At 53.1% G+C, this 13,006-nt stretch carries 13 protein-coding genes; all 13 read left to right on the plus strand.

Features of this window, described 5'->3' with window-relative positions; genetic code table 11:
• The first annotated feature begins 101 nt into the window (after positions 1 to 101).
• The 13 genes from KTH90_RS06270 (at position 102) to cpaB (ending at position 13,005) form a co-directional block, all read left to right on the plus strand.
• Complete coding sequence (locus KTH90_RS06270) at positions 102 to 629, plus strand: DUF5697 family protein (RefSeq protein ID WP_238726469.1); 528 nt, start codon at positions 102 to 104, stop codon at positions 627 to 629.
• Entirely contained in the window at positions 630 to 1,292 is a 663-nt protein-coding gene (locus tag KTH90_RS06275) for a DUF6100 family protein (RefSeq protein WP_024729878.1), read from the plus strand.
• Positions 1,293 to 1,577: 285 nt separating this feature from the next.
• Positions 1,578 to 2,564, plus strand: coding sequence for a hypothetical protein (locus tag KTH90_RS06280; protein WP_238726470.1), 987 nt, complete (start codon positions 1,578 to 1,580; stop codon positions 2,562 to 2,564).
• An 11-nt stretch (positions 2,565 to 2,575) separates the two neighbouring features.
• Positions 2,576 to 4,498 carry a VirD4-like conjugal transfer protein, CD1115 family gene (locus tag KTH90_RS06285; RefSeq protein ID WP_349117756.1) on the plus strand — a complete coding sequence of 641 codons (1,923 nt, stop codon included), beginning with the start codon at positions 2,576 to 2,578 and terminating at the stop codon, positions 4,496 to 4,498.
• A gap of 24 nt (positions 4,499 to 4,522) precedes the next feature.
• On the plus strand, positions 4,523 to 6,118 hold the full coding sequence (locus KTH90_RS06290; protein WP_238726471.1) for a S1 RNA-binding domain-containing protein: 1,596 nt from the start codon (positions 4,523 to 4,525) through the stop codon (positions 6,116 to 6,118).
• Between the two features lie 180 nt (positions 6,119 to 6,298).
• Positions 6,299 to 7,495: an AAA family ATPase gene (locus tag KTH90_RS06295; RefSeq protein ID WP_238726472.1), complete on the plus strand. Its 1,197-nt coding sequence runs from the start codon at positions 6,299 to 6,301 to the stop codon at positions 7,493 to 7,495.
• A gap of 1 nt (position 7,496) precedes the next feature.
• Entirely contained in the window at positions 7,497 to 8,144 is a 648-nt protein-coding gene (locus KTH90_RS06300) for an RloB family protein (RefSeq protein ID WP_009258055.1), read from the plus strand.
• 139 nt (positions 8,145 to 8,283) lie between these two features.
• Positions 8,284 to 8,748, plus strand: a complete 465-nt coding sequence (locus tag KTH90_RS06305) for a DUF4320 family protein (protein WP_110503329.1) — start codon at positions 8,284 to 8,286, stop codon at positions 8,746 to 8,748.
• An 8-nt stretch (positions 8,749 to 8,756) separates the two neighbouring features.
• Positions 8,757 to 9,257, plus strand: a complete 501-nt coding sequence (locus KTH90_RS06310; protein ID WP_009258053.1) for a hypothetical protein — start codon at positions 8,757 to 8,759, stop codon at positions 9,255 to 9,257.
• Between the two features lie 72 nt (positions 9,258 to 9,329).
• On the plus strand, positions 9,330 to 9,899 hold the full coding sequence (locus KTH90_RS06315; RefSeq protein ID WP_238726473.1) for a DUF6550 family protein: 570 nt from the start codon (positions 9,330 to 9,332) through the stop codon (positions 9,897 to 9,899).
• A gap of 81 nt (positions 9,900 to 9,980) precedes the next feature.
• Complete coding sequence (locus KTH90_RS06320) at positions 9,981 to 11,678, plus strand: hypothetical protein (protein WP_238726547.1); 1,698 nt, start codon at positions 9,981 to 9,983, stop codon at positions 11,676 to 11,678.
• Entirely contained in the window at positions 11,650 to 12,147 is a 498-nt protein-coding gene (locus KTH90_RS06325; RefSeq protein ID WP_238726474.1) for a prepilin peptidase, read from the plus strand. The genes KTH90_RS06320 and KTH90_RS06325 overlap by 29 nt, the downstream gene beginning before the upstream one ends.
• A 15-nt stretch (positions 12,148 to 12,162) precedes the next feature.
• Complete coding sequence (gene cpaB, locus KTH90_RS06330; RefSeq protein ID WP_238726475.1) at positions 12,163 to 13,005, plus strand: Flp pilus assembly protein CpaB; 843 nt, start codon at positions 12,163 to 12,165, stop codon at positions 13,003 to 13,005.
• Position 13,006: the final 1 nt, after the last annotated feature.

A 13,006-nucleotide genomic window follows, 5' to 3' on the forward strand; every position in this document is an offset into this window, starting at 1 on the left:
AACGCCGGATTGACGCTCTAATGGCGTCTTTCCACAATTCCTATTTAACAATGCGCTTTGAAGGCGTCTGATTGGCGCCTTTAATAAAGGAGGTGAGCCCCATGAAGACCAGGGCTGAAATCTATGGGAACGAGGCTACGGACTTGCTACGGATCGTGACGATGTACCCCGGCCTCTGTGAACACCAGCTTCTTTGTTTTCACCCTGGCAAAGAAGATACTGCAAAGGCCCTGCTCTCTCATTTGGAGAGGCAGGGCCGCATTTTTCAAACGGACAACGGCGGTTATTTCCTGGCAGGGCAAACACCAAAAACTGACCATGCGCTTGTCCGGGCAGTGTGGGTCCTGCTGGACTTCATCCGGCAGGTAGATTACCACGCTCCGGCTGATTTTCCCGTTAAACTCGTGTTTTTTGCCGACGGTGAATTATATGAGATTGCTTATATTGCCGCCGGGCAGGAGGCACTTGTCTGCCATGCTCTGCGGGGCAACAAAGGGGGAAGCCGCCGTATCATGCTGGTCGATACTCCGGCGCAAATCGCCCAAATCGACTGTCCGGGCATATCCGGATTTTGTACTGTAGACGAGGAAGGCCAGACAAATTATTTCAAGAAAGCAGGAGGCACATGATTGGATCGAAAACTAATATCCCACCGCATTGGAAGCATTCTCGACGATATATCCCGTCTGAGTAATGCGCTGTACGCGCTGGACACCACTGACATCCAGCGTTACCCCGACAACTATGAAACACTTTCCATAGATGCCGCTTTACGGGCAGAGCGGATTGCCTGCCGGCTGCGGCATCTGATTTATTCCAGCACAACCATCCGCAAAGGTGACTATCTCAAATCCGCCGGTGCAACGCACGGCATCACTGTCAACTGCGAGGACAGGGTGCTGGAGGTGACGCTGCCCTGTTTGCTGCCAAAGCGCAAACAGCGGCAAAGCGATGAGTTCCTGTTGGACCCGCTCTATTTTGTCCTTGATCAATACGCAAGAGAACACCCACTTCCGTATTACCGCGATTGCGTTGTCTGTTTCGCCCAGGTCTATGACCGGGCACTTCCCGACAGGCGGATACGCGATTACGATAATTTGTCGGAAAAGCAATTACTGGATCTTCTCTCTTCCTTTGTGATGGCTGATGATACCGGCCTGTTGTGCGACGCCTATAACACGGCTGAACTGGGCGACCAGGATTGCACAAAAATCTACATCATGGAGAAGCAGCGTTTTCCGCAATGGCTGACAGAGCATAAAACGAGTCTAAAATCCATCTCGGATTTTTGACCATTTTGGACCTTCGCCAGCCCGACATCCAGCGAAGCGGCTGAAACGCCCGATTTTCCGGGCTTTTTTCCCTCATAGGGAGGCCTATTTTTACCGAAGTCCTCAGTCATTACGGTAAAAATCCTGTGCTTTCAAGGGAGGTGACTACTTGGGAAAAGCACCAACTATTTTCCACAGCCGGATACGCTTCCGTTCCGGCTTTTATCGCTGACCGCTATTTCGGGAGAGTTCCCCACCAGCCAGCTCAACCGCCTTCCCGCCAGTCCTTACTACTTGGAGGCGGTCGTGACTGCGCTCAAAAAGGCCGGACTGCTGCGCACCTACTACCGGGACCGGCTCCGGGGCTATCGGCTGGGGGCCAAAGCCAAGTTAGTTCTGCTGGACGGATGGCCCGAGCGTTTTACATTCTGCCTTACAGGAGACGCAGAAACCAACCGGCTCAAAAGCGAAGCAAACCGGAGGTTTCGGCTCCACCGCCTCGCGGAAACCTATATCACTATGGGCAATGCCGGGGTACTGCTCTACCCGGATGAAAAGCCGAAGGTCTTTGCCCAGACCGGTTTTGGCGGCGAAGCTGTAACATATCCCGTGTTTTACAGTTCACGCGAAGTCAAGGAATTGGGGGCTGATGCCACCCAGATCCGAAGCTCCCGCTTCGCAGGGGTGCTGCTGGTCCCCACCGGCATCTTTGTGACCTACAATAGCGGGGGCGCTCTGATGAAGTGGCGCTACAAATCCGAACTGCGGGTAAAAACGCTCCTCTGGAACATTCTATGCCAGCAGCGTCTGGCCCAGCAGTACCGTGTCGAGCAGGTACATGGACTGGTATTGGGGGACAGCATGGATCTGGCCTACCAGATACTCACCAGTACCGGCGGGGCCAAGCATGACTACTTCATGCTGGACGGCAGCTACGACCACTTTTATTTCCTAACCAATGACCATCAGGGAGAGGTGATACTGGCGTTACTGTGTGACCCTGTGAAAACCGCGGAACTTGACCGCATTCTGTCACAGGGCCTCTCCGCCGGCAATCCCGGCAGGGCCATGGAGCAGGATGCCGCAGAGCCGGATGGAACGCCGGTGCTGTTCGGTTACTTCTGCGATCTGCCCCGGATCGTGCGCTTCAACACCGCCCTCGAACTGATGGAACGCCCCGGTACGCTGATCTGCTTTGATTTTCAAGCGGATGTGCTGCGCCGCTACTGCGGTGACCGGGTGTGCCTGCAAACCATTGACTTTACAAAATTCGAGGGGAGGTTGTTCCCATAAACAAAAAGAAACTGATCATAGGCCTGGCAGCAGCGCCGGCCGCCGTATTTGCGATCCTATACGCAGGCGGTTTCCTGGCACAGCTGTTTGGCAATTACGCGGCGTGGAAACAGGGCGGCGGCATCCCCGGAGACGGAACTTCTCCGGCGATGGCGTCGCCTGATTTTTTTACCTGTCTGGCCTCCGTGTTTCATCCGCCCTATGGAGTGTACGGTGTCCTGATCTGCATCGGCCTGTTGGCAATTTTGCTGCTCATGGTCATGCGCATGGGCTACAGCGATACCGGCGAATATGATACTGACCGGAATTTCATTTACTCGGCCAAGGGCACCTACGGTACTTCCGGCTGGATGAGCCGCAAGGAGATGGCCGGTGTGTTGGATCTGGTGCCTGACCTGCGCAAGCATAAAGGCGTTGTACTGGGAATGCTGGACAACAAGGCTGTCTGTATTCCCGAAAATCCCCATATCAACGGCAATCTGGCTGTGTATGGCTCCAGCGGCAGCATGAAAACCCGGTCCTTTTGCATGAATCGTATCCTTCAGGCGGCGGTCCGCGGAGAATCCCTGATTATTTCAGATCCGAAAAGTGAGCTCTACGAAAAATCCAGCGAGTATCTGCGGGATCAGGGGTACTGTGTCAAGGTGTTCAATTTGGTCAATCCGGAAAACTCGGACAGTTGGAACTGCCTTTCCGAAGTGGAGGGGCAGGAACTGATGGCGCAGCTTTTTGTAGATGTCATCATTAAGAACACCATCAACAACGGCAAGGGCGACCATTTCTGGGATTCCTGCGAGATGAACTTGCTGAAAGCCCTCGTCCTCTATGTGGACCAGAGTTATGCAGAGCAAAACCGCAATATCGGAGAGGTGTACCGGCTGCTGACTTTAAGCGGCGAGTCCGATTTGGACAGCCTGTTTGAGAACTTGCCGCCCACCCATCCGGCCAAAGCGCCATACAGCTTGTATAAGCAGGCCAGCGATACAGTCCGCAGCGGCGTCATCATCGGCCTCGGCTCCCGTCTGCAGGTGTTCCAGTCGGAGCTGATTAAGAAGATCACCACCCGGGATGAAATTGACTTGGAGCTGCCCGGCCAGGAGCGGTGCGCCTACTTCCTTGTTACCAGCGACCAGGACAGCACCTTTGACTTTCTGGCAAGCCTGTTCCTGTCCTTCTGCTTCATCAAGCTGGTGCGGTATGCAGACAAGAACTGCGAAGGAGGCAAACTGCCGGTACCGGTGCATGTCCTGGGTGAAGAATTAACAGCCTGCGGCACCATTCCGGACCTCTCCCGCCGGTTAAGCGTCATTCGTTCAAGAAATATCTCTATGAGCTGTGTGTTTCAGAACTTGGCGGGCTTGCAGAATCGGTATCCTCTCAATCTCTGGCAGGAAATTCTGGGCAACTGCGACGCGCAGTTGTTCCTGGGCTGCACAGATGAATTGACGGCGGAGTTTATTTCTTCCCGCACGGGGCTGGCTTCTGTATCGGTATCCAGCAAATCCAAGCAGTTGGGCACCTGGCGTATCTCTAATTACACACCAGAATTCAGGGAGACCTCCGGCGTCGGCAAGCGGCCTGTCCTCACCCCAGACGAAGTTCTGCGGCTGCCTATCAAGCAGGCGCTGGTCATCATCCGGGGACAAAAAGTTCTCAAGGTAGACAAAATGGACTATTCCAAACATCCGGAGGCATCCAAGCTCCGTTCCTGCAAGGCATCCGCCCATATCCCCGAATGGCGCAGGCTGGAACAGGAACAGCCAAAGCCCTCTGCGGCACAGCCAAAGCCGCAGACCCCCGCACCTAAAAAGCCAGTGAAGAAAAAGCCGAAAGCGGCCAGCACATCTACCGGCACCAAGCAGACCGCAGCCGTTCCAACCGCAGAGGCTCCGAATGGCATCATCACGACAGATAAGGACTCGATCCTTTCTTAATACAAAACATAGGAGGTTAATTTTATGGCAACCAAGAAAAAAGTATTGCTGGAGCAGGAAACTCCTGTTCCTGAAAACACCGCCCCCGCGGACGGTACCATTTCTTCCGCTGGCCCCCCGGCTGATGCGGCGGCGCCGCCTGACAGTGACGATTTGAGTGCGCTGCTGGCCTCTATGGATCAGACCAATGACAGCGCCTCTACGGATCAACCTGATGGCGACGCCACTTTGGAAGGCTCTGACCCTCCCCTTGAGTTTATGGAAACGGAGGCGTCTGATGAAGCTGCCCCCGAGGGTGACGGCACGGCCTCTGGCGCCCCTTCCGATTCGGATGAGCCTGCCGGATCGGCGGCCGGTGAGGATGGCGACGGTGAGGAAGAGACTCCTTCCAATTTGTCTGCTGAAGGTGCAGATGGCATCCCGGCGGAGACGGTTTCCGAAACTGCTGGGGAGCCGGCTCCCCCCAAGCCCAAGCGGGCACCCCGGCGGAAAAAGGCGGCGCCTGTGGAAGATCCCGTACATGGCGAGAATGAGGACTCTGCGGAGGCTCCGGCTGCTGAAGAGCAGGCTGTGGAATCTTTCGCCTCTGTTGAGAATACGGCGCCGCCTGATGAGGGAGAAACACCCATTTCAGAGGATACCACTCCCCAAGAGGAGGCGCCGGTAGATACTGCGTCTGCTCTGCGCCGGACCGCCGTAACACACCGCAGTGACGCCTCTATCCTGACCATCCGCAGTCGTGAAGAGGTGGAAACACAGGAAGACCGCGAGGATGTCATTTGGCACGAGATCCACAACGCCTACCGCACCCGCCGCATCCTCACAGGTCAGCTGGGCGGCATTGAGCAGCTGGACAACCGCAAAACTGTGGCCGTAGTGGATTACAAGGGATTCCGCATCATTATCCCCATTAAGGAGATGATGATCAATCTGGGCCGCAGTCCTTCCGGCCAGGAGTATGCCGACCTGATGCTGCGTCAAAACAAGATTTTGGGGAATATGCTGGGGGCGGACATTGACTTTGTGGTGCGCGGCATCGACTCCAAGACCCGCAGCGTTGTCGCAAGCCGCCGTGAGGCTATGATGCGGAAGCGTCAGACCTTTTATTTCGATTTGGACGCCGAGGGGAAGTACCGCATCTACGAGGGGCGTATTGTTCAGGCCCGGGTCATCGCTGTTGCGGAGAAGGTCATCCGCGTCGAGGTATTCGGCGTTGAAACCTCAATTCTGGCCCGTGATTTGGCTTGGGACTGGATCGGCGATGCTCACGAGCGTTTCTCCGTGGGCGATGAAGTGCTGGTCCGCATTCTCAATGTGCGGCGCAACAGCCTTGAAGACCTCGGAATCCGTGCCGACATCAAGAGCACATCTGAAAATACCGACCGGGACAATCTCCAGAAGTGCCGAATCCAGGGTAAATACGCCGGAAAAGTGACCGATGTACACAAGGGTGTGGTTTATGTCCGGCTTGCCAATGGCGTCAATGCGGTAGCTCATTCCTGCTATGATTACCGGATGCCCGGAAAGAAGGATGATGTATCCTTTGCCGTCACCCATTTGGATGTGGAGCGCGGCATCGCTCTTGGAATCATCACCCGGATCATCCGGCAGAATCTGTAAACCGAAAACCGCCTGGGAAGTATCAAATAACTGCTTCTCGGGCGGTTATTTTATTATTTCAATCCTAACGCATATACAGCCTTCCAACCCTCTCTATTTTTAATTTTATTTTCCGTTTGCGTTGATTTTTCACAAAATGCGGGATATAATATATAAAAACGCTGAATTAGGAGGTTGTTTATGCTGATTCAATTTAGTGTAGAGAACTATCTGTCTATCAAAGATAAAGTTGTCTTATCCCTGCTGTCCAGTAGGGACAATGAGCATCCAGAGCATCTCATCGCAGATGGAAACAAAAACTATCTGAAATCCGCTGTTATCTATGGAGCCAATGCTTCTGGGAAGTCTAATGTCTTGAACGCATTCTGGTTTATGGTAAACTATGTGCTGACTTCTCATAACCAGCAGCTCCATAAAACGATTGCGCGTTCACCATTTAAGTTCGATCCTGAAACACCTGCTCGCCCCAGTAGTTTTGAGGTCATCTTTACCACAGAAGGCGTTCGATATGCGTATGGCTTTTCTGTAACAGATAAGGCTGTCACGGAGGAATACCTATACTACTATCCCAACGGCAGACAGGCGCTTATTTTCGAGAGAAAAAACACCAAGGATTTCCGTTTTACGGTCGATGTTGATGAGCAAAACACACTCAAGGAGCGCACCTCTGCAAACAAGCTCTACTTGTCAGTTGCATCAAACTGGAGTTACGCCAAAGTGATCCCTGTCCTGGAGTGGTTTGCCTCCTGTCAAATCATCACGAAGAATTCCGTGGCGGATGCCTATGGAATCGAAGCGGAGCAGTTGAAAGATGATGACTACCGGCGTGTAATCGCATCTATGCTGCGTGTTGCAGATTTGGGAATACAGGCGCTCCAAATGCGCGATTCAGACCCTGCGCCTTCTCAACGCAGTGACATTTTTGCAAATATTGATGCCATTCATACGGTACATGACGCCAACGGAAATGCGTGTTCCTATGCCTTGAATATGGCAGAGGAATCTGACGGCACCAACAGTTATTTCAAGCTGATCGGTGTTGTGAAAAAGGCTTTAGACCTGGGGACGCTTCTTGTGGCTGATGAAATGGACGCACACCTCCATCCACTTCTGACCAAGCATCTGGTGTCCCTTTTCGACAGCACAGAATTTAATCCCAAGGGTGCTCAGTTGATCTTCACATCACACAGCACCAACCTTCTTGATTTGGATTTCTTGAGAAGAGATCAGATTTGGTTTACAGAAAAAGATGAGCAGACCGCAGCCACAGACTTGTTCTCCCTTTATGATTTTTCCATTCGCAAGGACACCAAAGTAGAAAAGGGATATTTGATCGGCCGTTTTGGTGCAATTCCTTTTATCAAGGGAGGGCTGTAAAATGGCACGGGGACAGATTGAAAAGCGTGGACAGCGACGCAGGAAATTAAAACCCGTCATTCTGATTGTGACGGAGGGTTCGCAAACCGAGCCAAAGTATTTTGAACATTATCGCAGCCGCCAGACCAACATTGATATTCGCGTGGTCGGCAGCCACACCAAAGGGGGCGAAACCGATTACCTCGCTCTGATTCGGAAAGCTGTGGAATACCAAAGCAAAAATCAGCTTTCTGTATCCAATGGCGATGCTGTATGGGTCGTTGCAGACGGTGATGTGAACTATAATACCCCTGATCCTATCGCGGCCAAAGACAAATTGCTCTCCAAAGCACAGAAAATGGCTGATGCAAAGGGCATTCATATTGCGCTCTCTAATCCTTGTTTTGAATTTTGGTATCTGCTTCACTTTCAGTACACCACTAAGTTTTTCAAGGATTATCCTGCAGTAAAGAATGCCTTGACCACTTACCTTCCGGATTATGAGAAAACCGGCGATGTGTATTCCCAGTTGTCTGCTCATACAACCAATGCTCTCCAGAATGCCAAGCGTGTAGAGCAATATCATCTTCAAAATGGCAGCAGCAAACCGTTTGGAATCGCCGTCAATCCATTCACCGATATTTATCAACTGGTGGAATCGCTGCTGTAATTGGCACAGGATTGTCTTTGCATTGGCACAGCCTTGCCCTTGAGCCGTAAATCCATATCTGTTATACTTGGTACAGTCAAAAATTTGTAATGCAGCCGCTCCGGCCGGGAGCGGCTGTTTTTATTTCTGAGTAAAGGTGGTGGTTTTTATCCATAGCATACTGCAAAAGCTCCGCAGTGCATTAAAAAATGAGCGGGGCGAGGCCAACTACTTTTCCACGGTGGTGTTTATCTTCATTGCCGTTGTTTTGCTGGCCTTTATCATCGACTTGTTCGGCATTATCTCTACAAAACAGGAACTTGACCATGCAGCCGATCAGATGGTCAAGCAGATCCAGTTGTCCGGCGGCATCAACAGCGAGACGGATGCTCTCTTCGATTTCCTCTGTTCGGAGATCGAGGGGGCCGACAATATCACCTATTCGATTGACGCCACATATAAATCTCCCACACCTTCCGGGATGTCCCGGGCCATCCAGTTGGGAACGCCCTTCTATATTACCATTGAGGGGGATGCCAAGCTGGGCGGCTTCTGGAATCTGGATCTGGTCAACATCACGGTGGTGGCCCGCGGCTCCGGCGTTAGCGAACATTACTGGAAGTGAGGTGGCCTATGAAGCGTTTATTCTCACAGCTGCACCGGCCGCTCCGCAACGAGCGGGGGGAGATCACCTTCTTCGCCTGCTTCTTTGTGGTTGGAGTTGTCATGCTCATTTCTTTCCTGCTACTGTATGCTTCGGTGAGAATTACTTGCATCAACATCCGCAACGGGGCTAAAATGGAGCTGAACAATCTGAGCGCCACCATCTACGCAGATACTTACCGCTCCCAGAGGGAAACCAATTTTGAAGAGTATTTACGCACCCTCTACTCCAGCCGGGACTACACAGAAATGCTGGAGGCCACAGTTGCCGGCGGCCTTGCTGAAAAGGTCCCTCTCTCTACCGATGACTACACGGTTTCCGACATCAGCCTTGAATTCAATGTGGTGGGCGACCGTGTGGAGTACATCTTTTACTGTGATGTTGACTTCTATGTGCGGATGTTTGGACACAGTTACCCCACCATTACCCAGCGGGTAGAACTGACCGGCTACCACAACACCAAATTTTAGCCGTGCTGTTGAAAATTCAGCCAGAACTACAGTATAGGCTTTATATAACAGCAAAAAAGGAGTGTATCACACATGAAGAAGTTTTTCCAATCCAAAGGCTTTATCGTTACTTCGCTGGCCGTCCTCTGTGTTGCCATCCTGGGTGTCTGCTGGTTTGCCAGCCGGGATCGCACAGAAGATTTCAAGCCGGAAGAATCCCCGCCCAGCAGCACGACCAGCGATTGGTCGGATGGCGGCACACAGACAGACGGTGAGAGCGGCGCCGGAGCCTATGCGCCCGGCCAGTCCTCCAGTCCTGAAGAGGAGTACCCCAAGGTGACCTCCGAAACTGAGGATGAAGTCGTGATCGACTTCACGGACACGGAGAAACCGGAAACAACGCCTCCGGCCGCGCCAGAAGGGAAAACCGAGCGGGAAGACCCCGGTGAAGATCATCCGGTCAATCCTGACCCGGAAGTGCCCAAGGTCACCAATCCACCTGCTGAAAAGGAGCCGGCCAATAACGAGCCGGCCCCCGGAGCCAGCAATGGCAACGGCGCTGTGTATGATCCAGTGTTTGGGTGGGTAGTTCCCGGCGATGTTCAACAGTCTGTCGGTGATAGCGATGGAGACATCAACAAGCAGGTTGGCAATATGGGCTGACCAATCTACAACTGAATATACCCCTGATTGGCCGTCACAGAACTGTGGCGGCCTTTCTATATTTAAGAAGAACGGAGTGTGATGTATTTGAAGCGACTTCTCGCCCTCCTGTGCAGCCTTGCCCTGGTATTTTGTTTGCTCCCTTCCACCGCGTTTGCAGAGGGCGGTAACGGAAATATTGACGGCGGTGGCGGCAGCATGGGCCAAGGCACATCCTCTAATTTCTGGAATCCTGGAAATGATGGTGTGCGAATTACCGTTGTGGATGCCGATAGCGGTACGGCAATATCTTCCCCCGTAGACTTCTCCAACCGGGTACAAAAAAACAGCGTCCTGCACTTTGGGAAAGTCAACAAGTTACAGTATCTGGGTGGCACCGCACTCTCCCTCCAGTCTGGCGTGGCATACTCCTGCATCAAACCAGCGCAGTCTATGCCCACCATCGTCAGCAGTAAGGGGCAGAGCAATATTGAGGCCATCAAGCGGTATTTTTGTTCGGAATATGCCTGCCAGATGGTTGCCCAGGCGGCCAGTGTGGACTATGAGCGGATGATCGCTGGCGACTATAAGCTGCTGATCGAGCCCATTGCATACTTTACGCATAACGGCCAGTATTACTGTATGACCGCTACAGAGGCGGCGCTGTATGACCAAAAATCTGGCGGGGCGCTTCGGAAAACCATGACTTCCCTCACCCACAAGAATCTGCCTCTGTCGATGTTTTTGGAATTTAGCGATCTCGGCCTGCCCGCATGGACAGGCAGCACCACAAGCAAGCAGAGCAACGCTGACATCATCAGCAGTCTGGGCGTCGGCATTGTCTGGTTTGATGAGCGCCCGCCCGAAGGGGAAATTGAAGCGCCCGATGTAGAATATCGGGTAGACACGGATGTGATCACATCCGTTACTCTGCGGACGGATACAGATTTAACACCGGACAATCCGGCCTCGGTGACCTTCCATATTCTCGGCACCACCTACCGGGTCAACGATATAGTCATCCCGGCAGGCGACAGCCAGGTGGTCTGGGTCAAATGGCACACGCCCTCCACTCCACAGTCGGTAACCATCACGGTTTCCGTCAGCGGGGCCTATACCGCACAAGATACCTTTGTTGCGGAGATCGTGGACTTGAACGAACATATCCCTCCAGATCCGACAGCAACGGATACCAACCCCAACTACACCGTGCCCTCACTCCCCAATGAGCCGCAGAAGCTCACTGCCAACTGGGGTGTATGGAGCTGCTACTGGGTACCGGTTTGGGTTTGGTGTGACCACGATGACTGGGGGCACTGGGTCGATGAAGGCTATTGGGAGTACGAGTACACCGGCTATTCTGCCTCCATCAGCGGTGTGATGTCCCTGATGCCGGATGATATTGTGCCCACGGCCTCCGGGAAGTCAATGAAAAGCGGGTATGGCGTCAAGCAGGATGTGACAGCCACCCTTTCCACCGACGCGCCCACCAGCCACATCACCCATCCACAGACGGCATTTTCCGTGTTTCCCGAGTTCCAGTACGAAACATACTTACGCCTTCTGCAGCGGGTGTCCAGCGGTCGGAGTGCCAAATTCACCTTCCAGCCCAATGAGTTCTCTACCTATAACCGGACTGTGCATTTCAGTCCGCTATGGTTCCCGGATTCCACAGATTATACCGTCTTCACCCAGGTCTGGGACACCTGGACCCCTGATGGAATGTTAAGCATCAACCTGAACGACTATGTTTCAATCGATGGGAGCCTTTATGATGATTGGTACACCAACCGCGAGTAGCCTGTGGCCGGCATACCTGCTCACCGTTTTCTCTGTTGTGGCTGGTTTTGCTGTTTACGATATTCTATATAGGCGGGTGCCGGATCGGGCGCTCGCCCTTTTTATGCCCTTCGCCGCTCTGGCTCCGCTGCTCAAGGTCTGTTTCACTGGGGACTGCGGGCAGCTCTGGCCCACCGTTGCCGAGGCTTTGGCGGGGGCATTGCTTGGCTTTTGCATCCCTCTGGCTGCTGCCATGGCAACGGGTGGAACTGGGCTTGGGGGAGGCGACATTAAATTCTGTGGGATACTCGGGCTGATTTACGGTCCTTCCGGGATGGCTCTGGTTTTCTTTGTGGCCGCAGTCTTTGCCATGCCGATGGTCCTTCTGTTCCGAAGGCTTTCCCGGCTCCGCCAGCCCATCGCCATCCCGTTCTTACCTTTTCTTGCCTGCGGCTGCTCGATTGCAACGCTGGCTGAACTATTTTTATGACAGGAGAATATGCTTATGAAACTCAACAACCGATTTATTTTCGGTATTTTGTCTCTGGTATTGGCAGCGGTCATCGCTTTTGTGGCGCTGCCCACCATTGCCCGGCAGACCAACGGGAAAACGGAAATTGTCCGTATCACCCAGCCCGTGCTCAAAGGCGAGCAGGTCACAAAAGAAAACGCTGAGGTTGTGGAGGTCGGCGGCTACAACCTTCCCGCCAATGTGGCTCACAGTCTTGATGATGTGGAGGGCCTGTATGTGACGGCGGATCTGGCTGCGGGCGACTATATTCTCACCAGTAAGGTGAGCAGCGTCCCGATTTCCTCCGATGTGGCGCTCAATGACATCCCCTCTGGTAAGGTTGCTATCTCTCTGACCGTAAAAACACTGGCCTCCGGGCTGTCGGATAAGCTCCAGCCCAATGATATTGTCCGCATCTATCACTTCCTGGAGACTGCGGAAGAAGTACCCGAACTGCGTTTTGTCAAGGTCCTTTCCGTCACGGATTCTGATGGCATCAATGTGGACAATACCAAGGAGCCCACAGAAGATGAAGAGCCGCAGCAGTCTGCTACCATCACAGTGCTGGCAAGCCCGGAGCAGGCCCGCATCATCACTGAGCTGGAGAACGACGGCGTAGCTCATGTGGCCCTGATCTCCCGCAACAATGACCAGCTGGCTGAAGAACTGCTGGCCGAACAGGACAAGACGCTCCAGGAAATTTACTTCCCGGAAACGCTGACAGAGGATGGCGAGAACGAAGGGACAGATGCAACTGGTGATCCCGCCTCTGCAGAAGATTCGGGTGAGAATACCCAATCGACACCTACCAGTAATACACCGGAAAGCGGTGAATGAA

The sequence above is a fragment of the Diplocloster modestus genome (assembly GCF_019042245.1).
Classification (GTDB): Bacteria; Bacillota; Clostridia; order Lachnospirales; family Lachnospiraceae; genus Diplocloster; species Diplocloster modestus.

Coding starts and splice junctions, on each gene's coding strand:
- KTH90_RS06270 (WP_238726469.1), top strand. CDS start 102: ATGAAGACCAGGGCTGAAATCTATGGGAACGAGGCTACGGACTTGCTA.
- KTH90_RS06290 (WP_238726471.1), top strand. CDS start 4,523: ATGGCAACCAAGAAAAAAGTATTGCTGGAGCAGGAAACTCCTGTTCCT.
- KTH90_RS06295 (WP_238726472.1), top strand. CDS start 6,299: ATGCTGATTCAATTTAGTGTAGAGAACTATCTGTCTATCAAAGATAAA.
- KTH90_RS06300 (WP_009258055.1), top strand. CDS start 7,497: ATGGCACGGGGACAGATTGAAAAGCGTGGACAGCGACGCAGGAAATTA.
- KTH90_RS06310 (WP_009258053.1), top strand. CDS start 8,757: ATGAAGCGTTTATTCTCACAGCTGCACCGGCCGCTCCGCAACGAGCGG.
- KTH90_RS06315 (WP_238726473.1), top strand. CDS start 9,330: ATGAAGAAGTTTTTCCAATCCAAAGGCTTTATCGTTACTTCGCTGGCC.
- KTH90_RS06320 (WP_238726547.1), top strand. CDS start 9,981: ATGTATTTGAAGCGACTTCTCGCCCTCCTGTGCAGCCTTGCCCTGGTA.
- KTH90_RS06325 (WP_238726474.1), top strand. CDS start 11,650: ATGATGATTGGTACACCAACCGCGAGTAGCCTGTGGCCGGCATACCTG.
- cpaB (WP_238726475.1), top strand. CDS start 12,163: ATGAAACTCAACAACCGATTTATTTTCGGTATTTTGTCTCTGGTATTG.